Source organism: Lysinibacillus louembei (genome assembly GCF_033880585.1).
Classification (GTDB): Bacteria; Bacillota; Bacilli; order Bacillales_A; family Planococcaceae; genus Metasolibacillus; species Metasolibacillus louembei.
The window spans coordinates 3,296,837-3,314,283 of the sequence record NZ_CP137624.1; the positions used below are offsets into that span (position 1 = coordinate 3,296,837).

The 17,447-nt window shown below is 38.8% G+C and carries 22 protein-coding genes, 1 pseudogene and 1 riboswitch; of the genes and pseudogenes, 5 read left to right on the forward strand and 18 right to left on the reverse strand.

Translation table 11 applies throughout. From position 1 onward, the window contains the following. Nucleotides 1–6: 6 nt before the first annotated feature. The 3 genes from R6U77_RS16400 to R6U77_RS16410 form a co-directional block, all read right to left on the reverse strand. On the reverse strand, nt 7–735 hold the full coding sequence (locus tag R6U77_RS16400; RefSeq protein ID WP_319836479.1) for a metal ABC transporter ATP-binding protein: 729 nt from the start codon (nt 733–735) through the stop codon (nt 7–9). Nucleotides 736–744: 9 nt separating this feature from the next. After that, complete coding sequence (locus R6U77_RS16405; protein WP_319836480.1) at nt 745–1,656, reverse strand: metal ABC transporter solute-binding protein, Zn/Mn family; 912 nt, start codon at nt 1,654–1,656, stop codon at nt 745–747. 96 nt (nt 1,657–1,752) lie between these two features. Then, the gene (locus R6U77_RS16410) at nt 1,753–1,902 is read right to left on the reverse strand and encodes a hypothetical protein (protein ID WP_319836481.1); all 150 of its coding nucleotides are present in this window, start codon (nt 1,900–1,902) and stop codon (nt 1,753–1,755) included. Nucleotides 1,903–2,185: 283 nt separating this feature from the next. Between R6U77_RS16410 and R6U77_RS16415 the strand changes: the two genes are divergently transcribed. Continuing rightward, nucleotides 2,186–2,569, forward strand: a complete 384-nt coding sequence (locus tag R6U77_RS16415) for a rhodanese-like domain-containing protein (protein WP_293920092.1) — start codon at nt 2,186–2,188, stop codon at nt 2,567–2,569. A 195-nt stretch (nt 2,570–2,764) separates the two neighbouring features. On the opposite strand, the gene gcvPB is transcribed toward R6U77_RS16415, so the two are convergent. From gcvPB to comGA, 10 genes are all read right to left on the reverse strand, one after another. Next, on the reverse strand, nt 2,765–4,225 hold the full coding sequence (gcvPB, locus tag R6U77_RS16420) for an aminomethyl-transferring glycine dehydrogenase subunit GcvPB (protein WP_293920093.1): 1,461 nt from the start codon (nt 4,223–4,225) through the stop codon (nt 2,765–2,767). Next, complete coding sequence (gene gcvPA, locus R6U77_RS16425; protein WP_319836482.1) at nt 4,218–5,564, reverse strand: aminomethyl-transferring glycine dehydrogenase subunit GcvPA; 1,347 nt, start codon at nt 5,562–5,564, stop codon at nt 4,218–4,220. The genes gcvPB and gcvPA overlap by 8 nt, the downstream gene beginning before the upstream one ends. Nucleotides 5,565–5,636: 72 nt before the next feature. Beyond that, nucleotides 5,637–6,722, reverse strand: a complete 1,086-nt coding sequence (gene gcvT / locus R6U77_RS16430) for a glycine cleavage system aminomethyltransferase GcvT (RefSeq protein WP_319836483.1) — start codon at nt 6,720–6,722, stop codon at nt 5,637–5,639. Between the two features lie 165 nt (nt 6,723–6,887). Further along, nucleotides 6,888–6,980, reverse strand: a riboswitch (glycine riboswitch). 173 nt (nt 6,981–7,153) lie between these two features. Then, the gene (locus R6U77_RS16435) at nt 7,154–7,666 is read right to left on the reverse strand and encodes a shikimate kinase (protein WP_293920096.1); all 513 of its coding nucleotides are present in this window, start codon (nt 7,664–7,666) and stop codon (nt 7,154–7,156) included. A gap of 292 nt (nt 7,667–7,958) precedes the next feature. Continuing rightward, a complete protein-coding gene (locus tag R6U77_RS16440) occupies nt 7,959–8,402 on the reverse strand; it encodes a hypothetical protein (protein ID WP_319836484.1) in 444 nt (147 codons plus the stop codon). Further along, a complete protein-coding gene (locus R6U77_RS16445) occupies nt 8,387–8,689 on the reverse strand; it encodes a type II secretion system protein (protein WP_319836485.1) in 303 nt (100 codons plus the stop codon). Before R6U77_RS16445 ends, R6U77_RS16440 begins: the two co-directional genes overlap by 16 nt. Further along, nucleotides 8,679–9,113, reverse strand: coding sequence for a type II secretion system protein (locus tag R6U77_RS16450; protein ID WP_293920099.1), 435 nt, complete (start codon nt 9,111–9,113; stop codon nt 8,679–8,681). Before R6U77_RS16450 ends, R6U77_RS16445 begins: the two co-directional genes overlap by 11 nt. Beyond that, nucleotides 9,110–9,427, reverse strand: coding sequence for a competence type IV pilus major pilin ComGC (comGC, locus tag R6U77_RS16455; RefSeq protein WP_319836486.1), 318 nt, complete (start codon nt 9,425–9,427; stop codon nt 9,110–9,112). The genes R6U77_RS16450 and comGC overlap by 4 nt, the downstream gene beginning before the upstream one ends. 19 nt (nt 9,428–9,446) lie before the next feature. Further along, nucleotides 9,447–10,517, reverse strand: coding sequence for a competence type IV pilus assembly protein ComGB (gene comGB, locus R6U77_RS16460; protein ID WP_319836487.1), 1,071 nt, complete (start codon nt 10,515–10,517; stop codon nt 9,447–9,449). Further along, nucleotides 10,495–11,508, reverse strand: coding sequence for a competence type IV pilus ATPase ComGA (gene comGA, locus R6U77_RS16465; RefSeq protein WP_319836488.1), 1,014 nt, complete (start codon nt 11,506–11,508; stop codon nt 10,495–10,497). Before comGA ends, comGB begins: the two co-directional genes overlap by 23 nt. Before the next feature lie 356 nt (nt 11,509–11,864). Here comGA and R6U77_RS16470 point away from each other — a divergent pair, with 356 nt between their 5' ends. Next, nucleotides 11,865–12,107, forward strand: a complete 243-nt coding sequence (locus R6U77_RS16470) for a DUF2626 family protein (protein WP_293920104.1) — start codon at nt 11,865–11,867, stop codon at nt 12,105–12,107. Nucleotides 12,108–12,189: 82 nt separating this feature from the next. Here R6U77_RS16470 and R6U77_RS16475 read toward each other — a convergent pair whose 3' ends face one another. Next, a complete protein-coding gene (locus tag R6U77_RS16475) occupies nt 12,190–12,837 on the reverse strand; it encodes an MBL fold metallo-hydrolase (protein ID WP_319836489.1) in 648 nt (215 codons plus the stop codon). Between the two features lie 156 nt (nt 12,838–12,993). On the opposite strand from R6U77_RS16475, the gene R6U77_RS16480 reads away from it, so the two are divergent. After that, nucleotides 12,994–13,170 (forward strand): DUF2759 domain-containing protein, encoded by a 177-nt coding sequence (locus R6U77_RS16480; protein ID WP_293920107.1) that lies wholly within the window; start codon nt 12,994–12,996, stop codon nt 13,168–13,170. Nucleotides 13,171–13,272: 102 nt separating this feature from the next. Here R6U77_RS16480 and R6U77_RS16485 read toward each other — a convergent pair whose 3' ends face one another. The 4 genes and pseudogenes from R6U77_RS16485 to rpmG form a co-directional block, all read right to left on the reverse strand. Next, the gene (locus tag R6U77_RS16485; protein ID WP_293920109.1) at nt 13,273–15,171 is read right to left on the reverse strand and encodes an LTA synthase family protein; all 1,899 of its coding nucleotides are present in this window, start codon (nt 15,169–15,171) and stop codon (nt 13,273–13,275) included. 241 nt (nt 15,172–15,412) lie between these two features. Continuing rightward, nucleotides 15,413–15,619 (reverse strand): YqgQ family protein, encoded by a 207-nt coding sequence (locus R6U77_RS16490; RefSeq protein WP_293920111.1) that lies wholly within the window; start codon nt 15,617–15,619, stop codon nt 15,413–15,415. Further along, a pseudogene (locus R6U77_RS16500) lies at nt 15,619–16,205 on the reverse strand (5-formyltetrahydrofolate cyclo-ligase). The gene R6U77_RS16490 and the pseudogene R6U77_RS16500 overlap by 1 nt, the downstream one beginning before the upstream one ends. 60 nt (nt 16,206–16,265) lie before the next feature. Next, nucleotides 16,266–16,415 (reverse strand): 50S ribosomal protein L33, encoded by a 150-nt coding sequence (gene rpmG, locus R6U77_RS16505; protein ID WP_008408521.1) that lies wholly within the window; start codon nt 16,413–16,415, stop codon nt 16,266–16,268. A gap of 161 nt (nt 16,416–16,576) precedes the next feature. Here rpmG and R6U77_RS16510 point away from each other — a divergent pair, with 161 nt between their 5' ends. Together R6U77_RS16510 and R6U77_RS16515 are read left to right on the forward strand one after the other, a co-directional pair. Next, nucleotides 16,577–16,948 (forward strand): hypothetical protein, encoded by a 372-nt coding sequence (locus tag R6U77_RS16510; protein WP_319836492.1) that lies wholly within the window; start codon nt 16,577–16,579, stop codon nt 16,946–16,948. Further along, nucleotides 16,945–17,433 carry a hypothetical protein gene (locus R6U77_RS16515; protein ID WP_319836493.1) on the forward strand — a complete coding sequence of 163 codons (489 nt, stop codon included), beginning with the start codon at nt 16,945–16,947 and terminating at the stop codon, nt 17,431–17,433. The genes R6U77_RS16510 and R6U77_RS16515 overlap by 4 nt, the downstream gene beginning before the upstream one ends. Nucleotides 17,434–17,447: the final 14 nt, after the last annotated feature.

Genomic DNA, 17,447 nt, shown 5'->3' on the forward strand with positions numbered 1-17,447 from the left:
CCCTCCTTACATCGCTTCCATCATTAATAATTTCCCACCATATGTTTGCTGTAGCTTCTCTCTTGTAAATATTTCATCCGTTTTGCCTGCAGCTAAAATGGTTTTATTTAATAAAATGGTGTAATCAAAATACTCTGTTACTGTTTGTAAATCATGATGGACAACAAAAATGCTTTTTCCTTGTGCCTTTAAATTTTTCAAAATATCGATAATGGTTTTTTCTGTAGCAGCATCCACTCCTGCAAAGGGTTCATCTAAAAAATAAACTTCCGCATTTTGCGCTAACGCTCTAGCTAAAAACACGCGCTGCTGCTGACCACCTGAAAGCTGACCAATTGAGCGCTCTGCAAAATCCTGCATCCCAACGCTTGCTAAAGCCTGCATTGCAATGGCTCTATCTTGCTTTGTTGGGCGCTTGAACAAGCCTCGATGCCCATATCGCCCCATTAGTACTACATCAAGGGCTGTTGTTGGAAAATCCCAATCAACAGCATTGCGCTGTGGCACATAGCCAACAACTAAGCTTCTTGGTGAAAAAGCCTTTCCTAAAATCTCAACCTTGCCAATTTTGTTTGGTAATTGATTCAATATCGCCTTTAAAAAAGTCGATTTACCAGCACCATTCGGTCCAATAATCGCTGTCAAATGCCCAATCGGTACAGATACATTCGCATTTTCAAGCACTGTTTTTTTATCATACGCAACCGATAAATTTTCAACAACTAAAGCTTCCATTTTTCCCACCTACTTCAATGCATCGACAATTGTGTCGATGTTATATTTATACATACCTAAATATGTGCCTTCTTCCGTTCCCTCAGCGCCCATTGCATCCGAAAACAATTCGCCACCAATCCTCACATCATGACCTTTTTCCTTTGCTCCCTCAATAACTGCCTTCAGCGCCTTATCCGATACACTAGATTCTATAAAAATTGCTTTGATATTGTTTTCTACTAAATAATTCACCATATTTTGCACATCCTTTACTCCGTACTCAGCGTCTGTGCTCAATCCCTGTAAGCCTCGCACCTCAAACCTTAAGCTTTCACCAAAATAGTTAAAGGCATCATGTGCTGTCACTAAAATACGTTGCGATGCTGGTATTTCCCCTATGCGATTCGTTGCATATTTCTTTAATTCATCTAATTGTGCTAAATAAGCCTCTTCATTTGCCTTAAAATCATCCTTATATGCTGGGTACTCTTCAGCTAGCGTATGACTAATGGAAGCAACAACCTCTTTCCACAAATCAATATCAAACCAAATATGCGGATCATGCAATGCTGCATCCTCTTCATCAGCTAATAAGGCACTTTTATCTAGCTGCTCCCCTACCGCTAACACCGTTTTTTCCTCAGCCATTTGGTCAAAAATATCTTGCATCTGCCCTTCTAAATGTAAGCCATTGTAAAAAATAGCTTCTGCCCCATCCAGCTTTGTTAAATCACTTTGCGTTGCTTTGTATAGATGGGGGTCCACACCAGGGCCCATTAATGTTGTCACTTGCAAATGCTCTCCACCAATAATTTTAATGGCATCGCCAATTTGTCCTGTTGTCGCCACAACATTTCCTTCTTTTGCTCCTTCTTCTCCCTCGTTACCACAAGCTGCTAACAATAAAGTTAGCCCAATAATTGCTAAAAAACGTTTCATTATCACCTAAACTCCCTTTCTATTTTTTTACTTACGTGAAGGTTTAGCTTAAAACAGCAAAGCGTTAGGACTCCCTAATAAAAGATTAGTACTGAATTAAGTTAAATTTTTATGAAGCATATAGCGCAAGCTAATCCATATAACAAAAAATAACAGCGCAATTGTTACTGACTTTGTGATAAACCATGTAAATAACAAGGTAAACCAAAGAATACATAACAAAATTGTTAAACCTTTATTTTTCATACAGGACACTCTCTTTCTAAAACGCTAATATGTTTCCTTAAGGAAAAATATATGCTATTACAAAATAAAATGCAAGCTAAAAATTTTTTACTGTACAATTTTTCATTGCCTTAAAATAAAAAAATGCCATTTGCATAAAAGCAAGTGACATTTTTCAATTAACGAACAGTGAGGTTTTTTCTCTACTGATAATTAGAAAACACTTGTCACATCAACGTATTCTGTACATTTACTCTATTATCTTTTATAATAGATTTTAGAAATAGAAAGGGGTTTACTAGCAGTGAAATTTCTTATTGCACTTCTTATTGTGATTGCTGTTGTCGGCATCTACATTTTTATTAGCTCAATGCGTTTAAAAAAGGCCGTGACAAATTTAACACAAGACGAATTTATTCAAGGCTATCGCAAAGCGCAGCTAATCGACTTGCGCGAAACAAAGGAATTTGACGCTGGACATATTTTAGGCGCACGCAACATTCCATCGACACAGTTGAACGCACGCTACAAAGAAATTCGTCCAGACTTACCAGTATATTTATACTGTCAAAACACAGGTCGTAGCGCTCGTGCAGCACTTACGCTGAAAAAGCGTGGCTACAACCAAATTTATCAGCTCCAAGGTGGCTTCCGCACGTGGACAGGTAAAATCAAATCAAAAGCATAAAACATAGCCATCTGGAAAGCAATTTTCCAGATGGCTATTTATATTTTCAGAAGTTATCTGCGCTTTTTGCTTTATTATCTGCGAAATTCATGGAGATATCTGCGAATTTTAAGCTAATATCTGCGCTTCTCACATATTTATCTGCGTTTTCCCACAAAAATAGCTGCCCGAAAAAATTCGAGCAGCCTTTGATTATTATTTTGTATAGCGAAGTACTGGTGTACGAGCTGCACGCGCTTCATCTAAGCGTGAAATAACAGTCGTATGTGGCGCTTCTTGAACGATTGAAGGATTTTCTTCCGCTTCCTTCGCAATTTGAATCATTGCGTCACAGAATGCATCCAATGTTTCCTTCGATTCTGTTTCCGTTGGCTCAATCATAATCCCTTCCTCAACGTTTAATGGGAAGTAAACTGTTGGTGGGTGATAGCCAAAGTCAAGCAGACGTTTTGCGATATCTAATGTACGCACGCCTAATTTCTTTTGGCGGCGACCAGATAATACGAATTCGTGCTTGCAATGACGGTCGTACGGTAAATCGAAATGCTCTTCTAAACGACGCATCATATAGTTTGCGTTCAATACTGCATATTCTGTTACAGCCTTTAAGCCATCTGGACCCATTGTGCGAATATATGTGTAAGCACGTACGTTAATACCAAAGTTACCATAGTATGGCTTCACGCGACCGATAGATTGTGGACGGTTGTAATCGAAGTGGAATGTACCATCTTCTTTTTTCACAAGGACTGGCTTTGGTAAGAATGGAATTAAATCCGCTTTTACACCAACTGGACCTGAGCCTGGACCACCGCCACCGTGTGGACCTGTGAATGTTTTGTGTAAGTTTAAGTGTACGCAGTCAAAGCCCATATCGCCAGGACGTGCTTTTGACATAACCGCGTTCAAGTTTGCACCATCATAGTAAACTTTGCCGCCTACTTCATGGATGATTTTCGCCATTTCGATGATGTTTTCTTCAAATAAACCAAGCGTATTTGGGTTCGTTAACATTAATGCTGCTGTATCAGAACCTACAACACGACGTAAATCGTCTAAGTCAACTAAGCCGTCTTCACCTGATTTAATTGTAATTGTTTCAAAGCCTGCAACTGTTGCAGATGCTGGATTTGTACCGTGCGCTGAGTCTGGTACAATCACTTTATTACGATGCCCTTCCCCATTTGCCTCATGGAATGCACGAATCATCATTAATGCTGTCCATTCGCCATGTGCGCCTGCTGCTGGCTGTAATGTTACTTCATCCATACCTGTAATTTCTTCTAATGAAGTTTGTAAATCGTATAATAGCTCCATTGCACCTTGTACTGTCGATTCATCTTGTAATGGGTGAACATTTGCAAAGCCACTGAAACGTGCTACTGCTTCGTTAATTTTTGGATTGTACTTCATCGTACATGAGCCAAGTGGATAGAAGCCTGAATCCACACCATGATTGCGTCGAGAAAGCGCTGTGTAATGGCGCATAATATCTAATTCAGATACTTCTGGTAGCTCTGCTGCCTCTTCGCGCACATAGCCTGCTGGCAATAAATCAGCTAAATCGTATTCTGGTACATCAAGTGGCTCTAAGTTGTAGCCAACACGACCTGGTTTTGTAATTTCAAAAATGAGTGATTGGTTTTCGTTATGCATTGTAAGCCCCCATCTCTGCAACGAATGCGTCAATTTCTTCTTTCGTGCGTAGCTCTGTTACAGCGATTAACGCATGATTTTCAAGCTCTGGATATACGCGACCTAAATCAAAGCCACCGATAATGCCTTTTTCAATTAAGCCTTTATTAATTTCCGTCACTGATTTTTTCGTTTTCACAACAATTTCATTGAAGTGTGCACCTTGGTAAGCAACCTCAAAGCCTGCTGCCTCAAACGCATTTTTTGCATAGCGTGTTTTCACGATATTTTGCTTCGCCATTTCTTGAATACCTTGTTTACCAAGTGCTGTCATTGCTACAGAAGCAGCAAGTGCAAGCAATGCTTGGTTCGAACAAATATTTGATGTCGCTTTATCACGACGGATATGCTGCTCACGCGCTTGTAATGTTAGTACATAGCCACGACGACCTTCTTCATCAACCGTTTCCCCAATAAGACGACCAGGTACTTTACGCATTAACTTTGATGTTACCGCAAAATAACCACAGTGAGGTCCACCGAAGCCCTCAGAAATACCGAATACTTGGGCATCGCCTACCGCGATATCTGCACCAAGCTTGCCAGGCGGTGTTAGTACGCCAAGTGCTAATGGATTCGCTGATACAACAAGCAAGCCTTTTGCATCATGTATAATGTCGCCAATTGTTTGAATGTCTTCAATTTGACCAAAGAAGTTTGGATACTGTACCATCACAGCCGCTGTTTGATCATCAACTAACCCCTTTAATGCTTCGATATCTGTTACACCATCTTTTGTTGGCACTGTAACGATTTCGATTGATTGACCATATGCGTATGTTGTCACAACATCCTTGTATTCTGGATGTACTGCACCTGATACAAGAATTTTTTTGCGACGTGTATGACCTGCTGCAAGCATTCCTGCTTCTGCAAGAGATGTACCGCCATCATACATCGATGAGTTTGCTAAATCCATACCTGTTAATTCTGCAATCATCGTTTGGAATTCGAAAATTGCTTGTAATTCACCTTGTGAAATTTCTGGTTGGTACGGTGTGTATGCTGTATAAAACTCAGAGCGAGAAATTACATGGTCCACGATAACTGGCTTATAGTGATTGTAAACACCTGCGCCTAAAAATGAGACGTTTGCTGCTGTATCTTTATTTTTTGCTGCAAGTGCTGCAAGCTCCTTCATTAAAGCTGCTTCAGATTTTGCTTCTTTAATGTTATAAAGCCCTTGGAAGCGCACTTCTTCTGGAATGTCTGCGAATAGCGCATCAACTGAATCAACGCCAATTTTAGCTAACATTTCTTGTTTGTCCTGTTCCGTCATTGGTAAATAACGATGTTTCATGGGAACCCTCTTTTCAACTATTATTTTAATCTCTTACCTGAATTGTATGAGAATTGTGTGTGTGCCTGGCACTTATCGCTTATAAAAAGGTGTCGCTACTGTTACAGCAGGCACTAATTTACCACGAATTTCGATTTCAACCTCTGTTCCAAGTTCAGTAAATTCTGTTTTTAATAAAGCTAAACCGATGTTACGCTTCGTTAATGGTGACTGTGTTCCTGTTGTCACTTCACCGATTTCCACACCATCTTTAAACACTTTATAACCATGACGAGGAATACCTTTGCCAATCATCTCTACACCAACAGATTTACGTGCTAAGCCTGCTTCTTTTTGGGCAATTAGTGCTTCTTGACCGATGAATTTCGGCTCTTTTTGTAGCTTCACTGCAAAGCCAATACCTGCCTCTAATGGTGAAATGTCTTTTGATAGCTCCTGACCGTAAAGCGGTAAGCAGGCTTCAAAGCGAAGCGTGTCACGTGCGCCAAGACCTGTTGGAACAACGTGCTCTGATTCTAAAATTTTATGCCATAGCGCTACGATTGCCTCTGGAGTGCCGTAAAGCTCAAAGCCATCTTCCCCAGTGTAGCCACTGCGTGATACTAACACTTTATATCCAGCAACTTCGACATTATCTTGGAATTTGAAATATTTAATTTCTTTTAAGTCTGTCGCTGTTAAAGCTTGTAGCACCTCTTCTGCTAATGGGCCTTGCAAAGCAATTTGCGCAAATTCATCTGAGCGATTTGTGATTGTTACATCACCTGCTGCATTTTGTTGCATCCATTCTAAATCCTTTTCGATATTCGCTGCATTCACGCACAATAAGTAAGTATTTTCAGCTAAACGATATGTTAATAAGTCATCTACCACGCCGCCATTTTCATAGCACATTGCGCTGTACTGTGCACCGCCTACTGCGATTTTTGAAACATCATTCGATAAGATTTTTTGCAAATAAGCTAGCGCATCTGCACCTTCCACAAAAATCTCACCCATATGTGAGACATCAAATAAACCAGCTCGATTGCGCACTGCATCATGCTCATCTTTAATCGATGAAAATTGTACAGGCAACTCCCATCCACCAAAGTCGATTGTTTTCCCACCGTATTGTGCATATGCATCAAAAAGTGGTGTGCGTTTTAATTCTGCCATTTTTCTTCCTCCTCGCTTCATTTCCATCAAAAAAGGACAGACGAATCCCTTTTTCAGAATTCCCTGTCCTTGCACCTGAAAGTTACACCTATCATTGATGCATGCATCACAAAATAGGCTTTCCCCTTTGGTGGCTACTTTGCTAAGTAACGCTCTCCAGAGTTGCGTCCTGTACGAGTCTTTTGGCCTGAGAGATTCATAGCTTTGCTACTTGCTCCTTCGGCGACGCCACATCACGTTCTCTCCCCGCACAATCATCCGCAGTTATGATGTTTTTATAGATGATTTGACATTCATCTAAACTACTACGCTATGTCTCTCGTAAAGAAAAGACACTATCTAAGCCATATCCTAACATTAGATGTGATAAAAACGCAATCATTTTTTAATTTTATATTTAAATCCGAACAATTTTATATAAAAATATTTTTTCATTCGCCTTTTAGACGATTTACCTGAAAGCCGATATATTCCACAATTAAACGTAGTGTTCGTCCCGCTGTTAATACTTGTATATGCCCAGCCTCTCGATAAAATTTGCGGCGCTCCAAATACAATTGGTGCAATTGCTCCTTTGTCGAACTTTGTACAATTGGTCGATTTTTATCTGTTTTTATGCGCATATAAATATCTTCAAATGTAGCATCAAGGAAAAACACTAAGCCCGTCCGACGCATAATTTTTCGATTTTCCGCTTTCACAGCTACACCACCACCCGTCGCAATAATACATGCTTCATCGCGAAAGTTCTCCAAAAATTCAGTTTCCAATTGTCGAAAATACGCCTCGCCATGTTTCTCAAAAATCTCTGGTATCGTCATACCTTGTTGTCTTACAATTTCTTTGTCCATATCGTAGTAAGGCATCTTCAAAAAAAAGCTCAACCTTCGTCCTATAGCGCTTTTGCCGCAGCCCATAAAACCTACTAAATAAATTTTGCGCATCGCTTTCACCTTCTTATCACATCAAAATCAACTACATCACAGCTAGCTTCCACCCCAAGCTAACCGCCTTTATCATCCTCACTACATACTATGTGTAGATTAGACGCCCTTTACTTGAATAAAATCAATTTATTCATCAATTTTCTTTAGTATATTTATCGTAGCACGAACATTGACGAATTCCAACGAATTATATGCTTTTAGCTTAGATTGATACGAAGCAGCATATGTGATACATAATCCTGTGATAAGAAATAACAAGATAACAGCGATTGGAAACAACACACCTCGTTCATTTTTCAGGTGGAACAATAAATGTCCTCTCCTCCTTTGTACCATCAATGAGCTCAGCATATAGCGTCAAATATTGATGGCTTCTTTTAAAATTTAATGTTTCAGCACCGATAAACAATATTTCATTGCCACCGTTCAATTGCATGCGAATGGTTTCGTTCGATTTGCTCACAATACGGCGATTATAGCCATTTGTTATAAGTATTTCCGTTCCTCTATTACGAACTAAAACCTCATCAGCTTGTACAATGAAAGTTTGTAGGTCCGCAATCAGCATTTCCCACCTCATTTCCTGTACAGCATGCTTTTGATAAAGAGGTGATAATGACAGCATCATTAGCAAGAAAAGCTTCGATAACAGCAGCAAAGCAAAAACTTGAAATATAGCCTCTAAAAACGTAAAGCCACCTTGATTTCTCCCCATTTTTAAAAGCCTATGCATTTTTGTCGTTTCTCCTTTGTATTGTGAAAGTCAACGCAAATTTCTCCGTCTGTATAATGCCAATCATATGTGACATTTTGAATTGTCATTTCACCGCTTGTTAAATGATAGAGCTGAACAGCACGAGCACCATTTAATGCTATCTCACTCGCATGAAGCTCTAGCTTTTGATTGTATAAGCTGCTTTGTAAATGAGAGCTCAAAGGTAACAATGTACCTGCAAGAAAAAATATAATAACTAACCCTACTAATGTATCTACAAGTGAAAAGCCATTACTATTCTGCAAGAAGGCGCATTCTCCCCCTTCCTAAATTAATGGAATACATCGTTCGCCTATTCCCCATAACAAACTCCACTTTCCCGAAATTAATCACTGAGCCATATCCATTAAACTCAATACGCTTGTTTGTTGTATAAATATTAACACGCATATTTTCTGGCATTTTACGTAAAACAAGTGATTCTCCATAGCGTTGAATACATTCTAGCGTTTCTCCCTGTATCATCCAGCATCGAGAAGTCCCTCCGTTATTCATTGCTAAAGCCTGCATTTCAAGTAAATCTAGCTCAAATTGCTTGATTGCTTGTTCATACATATCGAGCTGCATTTGACGAAAGGAGAATGTTACGATAAAAAAGCTAAGCAATGCAACAACTGCTAATACAAATAGCATTTCAATTAATGAATAGCCCTGCTCATTCCTATTCATTCATCTTCACGAGCTGTTGCTAGCATCACCTTTCCTTCTGCATCAATTGTCACAAGCTCCCCGCTCGGACATTTCGCCTCCTCACTCTCTATATATTTTTCCTGAAATAACTGTTGTACTGTTGGTGTTTTCATATGGTCGATTTTATATGCCTCTACTTGTCCTTGTAGCATCGTCATATAAGCCGCACAGCCTTTGCTGTCGATAGAGGCGAAATGCTTCGTAACATTAGGTATAGAAACCAAGATAAGTACTGAAACAATCAGCAGAACCACAAGCATTTCCACTAATGTAAATCCTTTTTCATTTTTCATAGGCTTATCCCTCCTTTTTTTAAATCACATCAAGCATTTTATACATAGGCAATAAAATACTTAAATAGGCCGCAATAATGCAGGCGGCAATGGCTAAAAATAAGATTGGCTGAATTAGCTGTATCGCACCTTGTAGTATATTTTCGATTTTTTGGTCAAGCAGCTCTGCATAAATTAATAGCTCACGACCGAGTAGCCCACTTTTCTCTCCGTGATCAATAAATTGTTCAAAGCGTGGAAAGAAAAAGCCAATTAATACTATCGTGCGTGCTAAACTATCCCCGTAAATAATGCGTTTATGAATACATTGCGCAATATAGGCGAGCTGACGTTGAAGCTTCTGCTGCTCTAAGTAGGTTAACGCTTGCTGTAATGACATCCCACTAATTAATAAATCACCTAGTGAACGAGCGAATTGTCTCGTCATTAATAAACGCCAAAAATAACGCAATATCGGGATTTTCATAACGATGTATAATTGTAAATCTATTCTTTTTCGGCGGATGTAAATTGCCGTAAAAATCATTAGCACCGCTATAAAAAAAGCAAGTACAATAAAATAATCTGGTACATGAAGAAAAAATTTAGCCCATTGGATTGTCGAATTTTCAGTTCTTGTGACCCTTGAATGTAGCAGTTGTTCGATGGTAGGTAAAAAGTAGAGGCGGAAGGCAATGAATAGTGCAATGATAAAGATAAAAAGAAGAATTGGATATAGTAATACTTTCGTAAAGCGCAGCTTCATCTTTTCTTGAAAGCTCATCTGCTGGGCGACGATTTGCAGCGTGTTAGCTAGCTGTCCTGTCGTTTCGGCTAGCTGGATTGCTAGCAGAAACCTTGCCTTGACATCTAATTGGCGTAAAATTTGCGTCACACTTTGTCCTTGTTGAAAGCAGCTGTCTATTTGCTCCTGCCAATGTTGATAATCACTCACATGATAAGGTAAGAGCATCGTAATACAATCATGAAAAGTGTATCCTTCTACTAAAAGCTGGCTAATTCGCTCAATTAATTCAGGCAAGCGCTTCACTTTAATTTTCCTATGTGTAATCAATTGAGCGATACGATTATGAATGCGTAATATGTGCATAAGCTCGTCCTTCTAATTGATATAGCTGCTGTTCAAGCGTGTGCTTATAGGGAAGTAAATAAACCTCATTACGAGCAATTGCAGCAAATGCCTCGTATAGCTGTACATCACACAGCAGCTCGAATAGCGCTTTACGTTCATCATCAATGGCTGTTTCAACTAAGGTTTGAGCGATAATCCCTACTGTTGCCTGTCGCAATTCGTCTAGCGATATTCCTAAATCCATCAAGCGATACAGGCAATTTACCGTATTTTTAGCATGGATTGTGGAAAGTACTAAATGACCACTTAATGCAGCCTCAACAGCAATCTGGGCAGTTTCAGCATCGCGAATTTCGCCAATCATAATGACATCAGGTGAATGTCGTAAAATGGCTCGTAAGCCCTCTGCATAAGTGACACCTGCCCGTTCATTTATTTGAATTTGTACAATTTGCTCGTAATTTTTTTCGACAGGGTCCTCCAGCGTTATGACATGGCGCTTCAGCTCTGCACAGCAATAATGCATCAAGGAATACAAGGTCGTTGACTTACCAGAGCCTGTTGCTCCACTGAATAATAGAAGTCCCTGTCTATGCTGAACGAGCTGCTCAATTTTCCCCACAGCAGCTGGATCATAGCTTAATTCTGCAAGCGGTACCGCCATATTTTGCTTGAGAATACGAATCACTAAGCTTTCTTTTGCTAAAACTGAGGGCAATGTTGAGATGCGGAAGGCATAAATGAATTGCTCGATTTCCTTTTGGAATGCGCCACTTTGAGGCTTGCGCTTTTCACTAATATCAAGAGCAGATAAAAATTTGTAGTACGTAATCATACGTGTAGCTAATTCCTGTGGCAGCTCGCCTTTTGTGTACATTTTGCCGTACTTTCGAAAAATAACGCTATAACAGCCTTGAGCTGGGGATAAATGAATATCTGATGCCCCAAAGGTCAATGCCTCTTTAATTAATTGTTCACTTTTCTGCACGACAATTGATTCTGTTTCCATACCACACACCTCGCTTTCTATTTTTCACTAACTAATCTATCTTAGCGTCATTATAGAAAGGAAAAAGGGAGCTGAAAAGCCGTTTAAGCAAAATAAATTTTTGCCCTATTTTTAAAAATCGATTTTTAAAATTTCAACAGGTTTTCCCTTTACATTGTCATTTTTCAAACGTATAATTTGAAAATATTGACACAAATTAACTATATGCATTTCTTGAAAAATTTTTTCTATTTGCAAGAAAAATGTACACTTCTTTGTCACAAAGAAAGTGGAAGTTCCAGTTTACTTTCTTTACTGAAATCATTTATAATGTAATGGAGAAGATTGTATCTGTATATAAAGGAGGGGAATTACACATGAGCAATATGTATAAAGTTATGGCATTCTGGACAGGTATTTTCACTGTTTTATTCTATTTAGGTGATATGTATGAGGTTTCGCTATTATTCTTAGGTAATACTGGATTATTCTTATTATTAGGCTTCTTAAACCTTTCAGAGCGCATGTATATGTACATTTTCGGTGCTTATTTAACGATTTTCTTCGCAGGGTTCACATACTACACAACGTTTATGCACGTACCTGGCGCAGGACATTAATCGCTCTGTTAAAACCTCACTATGAATAGTTGAGATGCAAGCGTGGACAAATTTGTCCACGCTTTTTTATTATGATCCAGAGCTAAAAACCATTTAAAAATGGGTTAGCATCCATCTCTACAGCTGGTGTCGTGTAATCTCCATGCCCCGGATAAATAATTGTTTCCTCTGGTAGTGTGAGCAGCTTATCGTGAATCGACTGCAAAAGCACTGGCATGGAGCCACCAATTAAATCTGTACGCCCGATGCTTCCCTCAAATAACGTATCACCAACAATCGCAAAGCCATCCTCTTCAAAAAGGTAAGAAATACTGCCTGGCGAATGTCCTGGCGTAAATACCGCTTTAAATGTGAAGTCTTCGATATTAAACATTTGCTCCTTTTGAATAATATGCTCTGACAACGGCTTCTCTACAATGTAATTAGGCAGCTCTGCATATTTGCCAGAGCCATTTTTCATCGGATCTGCTAGCCATGCTACCTCCTTTTCATGCACATAGACAGGGATATTAAAGGCATCACGCACCGCATTGACTGCGCCAATATGATCAAAGTGCGTATGTGTTAAAAAAATGGCTAATGGCTTTAATTGATTTGCCTTGATTTCATGAATTAAACGTTCGCCCTCTTCACCTGGGTCAAAAATTAAACATTGCTTGCTTCGATTGCTCACGATATAACAATTCGTTTGAATTGGTCCGAGCGGATATGTACGCACACTTAGTTTCATCTATAAAACCTCCATCAACTTTATCTTTTAAATTGTATATGAAGTTCAAACAAACGTCACTTTTTCCGCTCGACAAAAGGCATAATAAGTTTTACAATAGAAGAGGAATATTGTTTGCGACATTCATTTTCTGATGTCGAAAGGAGTGTCTTTTTAATGAACTTATTAATGGTTATTTTCGGTTTAGTGGCTATTTTTGCCGTTGTTGGTACATTCCAAGCAATTAAAGAAAAAAATCTGCTAGGTGTTGTTTTCAACCTAGGTGCAGCAGCAATCTTCGGATGGTTTGTTGTGATGACTGTTCTTAACGCTGGATACCCACCAAAACATTAATAGCAAATAAAAGGACGGGCTCATTCATGTAGCCTGTCCTTTTATTTCGCCTAAAAACAAAGGGCTGTTTGGAAATTTATCCAAACAGCCCTTTTTTCACTTTTACTTCTGTGTATCTTTTATTAAATTACCTGTTTTCGGATCATAGAAGCGCAATAAATCTCCGTTAATAATCGCATCAGAATAACCTAATTCTGTTGCTGCACTTTCAATTAATGGCTCACAGGCAGCAATGTCAATTTGCTCACCAGTAGCTTTATCATAGCATGCATCGCTTGCATAAACGACTTTATCTGTAATAAAGCGACCGTCACGGAAAATCACAAAATCTTCATGGTCTTCTGAGAATAAATCCGCACCAAGCTGCATATCTTTCGATGTATCAACACCTAATAAATGTAAAATTGTAGGGCGCAAATCAATTTGTCCCGCAACTTCCTCTACAACTTGCCCATCATTTGAGCCTGGAATATGGATAAATAATGGAACTGATTGCAATAATGCATTGTCATAAGGCGTAATTTCCTCTTTATCTAAATACATCGCCATCGCTTTATTATGGTTTTCTGAAATACCATAGTGGTCGCCATACATCACGATGATTGAGTTATCATATAGCCCTTTTTCCTTTAAATCCTCAAAGAACACTTTAATTGCTTCATCCATATAACGCACTGTTTGGAAGTAACGATTTAACGTACCTGAATTTGATGTATACTCATCAATCATAATATCCTCTGGATCAAGATAGAACGGATAGTGGTTCGTTAATGTAATCATGCGTGAATAGAACGGCTGTGGCATTTCTGTCATCAGCTGTGCTGACTGTTGGAAGAATGGAACATCCTTCATACCCCAGTTAACAGCCTCTCCTTCGCCAACCTCGTATGAATCCACATCATAAAACTTTTGAATATTTAATGATTGATAGATCATATCACGGTTCCAAAACGACTTATTATTTGGGTGCATCACATTTGTAAAGTAACCATTTTCCCCTAAGCTCTCTGCCATTGAGTTATATGTGTTACCTCCATGTGTAAAGAATACGGCGCCTCGCCCTAAGCCAAATAGCGAGTTTTCTATAATAAACTCTGAGTCAGACGTTTTCCCTAACCCTGTTTGATGATAGAAATTATTAAAGTAATATGTGTCCTTGTCTTTCGTTAATGAATTCAAAAATGGTGTTACTTCTTGACCATTCATATCATTATTAATGACAAAGTTTTGCAATGATTCAAGCGAAATCACAATTAAGTTACGCCCTGCATATTTACCAAACATTTCAACGTTTGGCTCTGCCTGATTTGCACGCACATAGTTATTTACTTCAACAAGCTCACTGCCATCCGCTAATGCTCGTTGTGCGGAAGATTTTGATTGAATATAAATATCATATAAATGATAGTTATACGTACCGATATTTTTTACGAGTAGCTCACGGTCAAAGCTACGTGTTAAAAGCTGTGGTCGCTCTGTTTCTGCAAGTCCTAAATTTAACAATAACATCGCTGCTGCCAATACAAAGTAAGCATGACGCACATCTTTACGAATTGTTAATTGCTCATTCACTTTAGGTGCAAACTTCATCAGAATTACTATAAAAATAACATCAACAAAATAGAAAATATCCCAAACATTAATAATAGCTAATGCAGATGTTCCTAAATCACCAAAGTTGCTCGTCTGGAACAATACTGGCAACGTAATAAAGTCATTGTAGAAACGGTAGAACGCAACGTTTCCATACAAAACAATCGATAACATTAAGCTCACTGTGAAAATATAACGGTTGCGAGCCTTCGATTTTTTGAAAAATAGTGATAATCCATAAGCAATTAATAAAAAGCTTAACGGATTAATAAATAAAATAAAATATTGCATTCCATTTTCAATTTTCATCTCAAAGCTTGTTTGATATACGATAACTGTTTTAATCCATGTTGCAAGTATTGCAAAAGCTAAAATTGAATGTTTAGGCCATTTATTAATAGAACTCATTCCTCAACATCCTTTCTTTTTTTCAGAACCTTTTACCTTAAGAATTTTTATGTTGCAGCCACACCACTGCATAACTAATATCCATTTCCCTATTTCTACTAAATTGAAACAAAATCTATCTTAAGGCTTTTTATAAAATTTAGCAATAAAAAATCACGTATTCGCAAATAGGCAGAATATTGCAGTCATATTGATAATTTTTTATTGTTATCTATTAGTACGCTGCATCCAAAAAAAGGTTTCATCCTTTTTCTTCCTTTTGCAGACGATTTGCCTCTTGACGAATTAATAGCAACGCAGTTTGGAAGTCACGAGGTGCCAGCACATTCGCTTTATATAGCTCACGCAGCTCGTCCTCCATCAACATCAAATCGCCAATGCGGTCGGTCGTATAAATATATGTGCCATATTGCTTTAATAGCTCATAAATATCAAGCATCGATTTCATTACACTCGTCCCCCTCGGTTCGCCACACAATCAATGCAGCCTTTTTCTGTAAGTATCCTATGCACAGGTACATCATGTGACTCAATTGGTACCTGCTCTGCTAGTTGCTCACTAAAAGCAAGCGCCAGCAAAGTCCCTTGATAACCAGTCAAGTAGCGATCATAATAGCCACCACCATAGCCAATGCGGAAGCCTTTTGATCAAAAACGATTCCTGGCACAATCATCGTATCAATCGCTTCTCGTTCAACAAGCTCGGTCATCTCAGGAACGGGCTCTCGTAAATCCATATAAACGGTCTCTAATTGATAAAATCCTTCAATTGCGTAAAATGTCATTTCCCGCGTTTTTGGGTGACATTTCGGTACCGCAACGATTTTGCCTTGCTGCCACAGCGCTTCAATAATTGCAATTGTGTCAACCTCAGGCTTTGAAGAAATTGTAATAGCAATCGTTTTCCCTTCTTTAATAGATGGTTGCTGCATTAATTTTTGGGCAATTTCAAGCGAACGTGCTCGATAATCTGCATATGAAATAGCCTCTAATTGACTGCGCACTTGTTGACGCATCGTTTTTTTATCCATCATTGTTCCCACCTTTTTAAAGTAAAAAGCCAAAACCGCTTGGGGCTTTGGCTAATTGAGCAATTACTTTGTTTCACGGTGAAGAGTGTATTTCTTCTCGCGAGAGCAATATTTTTTAAGTTCAAGACGCTCTGGATTGTTACGCTTGTTCTTTTTAGAAATGTAGTTACGTTCGCCGCAATCTGTGCAAGCTAAAGTAATGTTTACGCGCATTATTAACCCTCCCACTCTAATTAAGAATAAAAATTTTGAGCATGATTTATACGACTTTCCCATTATAACATAAACCGAAAAAAAAGCTAGTATCATTTCATATTAAGTTGCGATATGGTAAAATAAAAGACAATTGCATCAATTCGATTGGAGCGTTCAACATGGAATTATCAATTATTTTAATGATTGTCGGTATATTTTTCATTATCCTTTCTTTATTTTTACGCGATTCGCATAAAAAAGTCGAAAAGGAAGTAGAGGATTTATCGCTGACGATTTTCCAAGAAACAAATCAATTAAAGCGTCGCTTGAAAATTGTAGAGGAAGAATTAATGCTGGAGCCAAATTTCCAAGTTGCAAAAAAGAAACCTCTGCCAGCGCAACCACGAGCTTCACAGCCTGTGAATGGCATTTTAGTGAGTCAGGTGTTAGAGCTTAATAAGCAAGGACTCGCTATCGAAGAAATTAGCAGACTCTCAACATTATCTGAGGAGCAGGTGCGCCAAATCCTTACAACAGGAGGCGCAGTATGAAATCCTTTTTAAGAACGTTCGGCATCGCCCTCTTTCTAGTAGGTGCACTTCTTACTATTGGAAAGCAGCTACATATTCCTATGTTCAGCTACGGTGAAGCAAATGGCGATACAAAAAAGCAAGAGGCACGCATTCAAGAACTGGAACAGCAACTAGTAAAGGCCAATGCACAAGTAGTGGAGCTCCAGCAAGCAAATGAGCAACAAGAAATTTCGAAAGAAGAGCCTGCTGAGAATACGGAACAACCATCCAAGGTAGAAAGCGATGTCGTAAGTGGCGTCGTGGACATATATGAAGGTATCTCTATTTACGATATTGGAAAAAAGGTAGAGGATTTAGGTATTTTAGCAAACGGGCGTGAGTTAGAACTGTTTTTATCCAAGCCTGAATACTCCCGTTCCATTCAAAAGGGACAATTCGAGCTTCATTCCGCAATGACATTGGAACAAATGGCACGCACTTTAACAGGTAAAAAAGTAGAGTAACAAGGAGGCTTTCC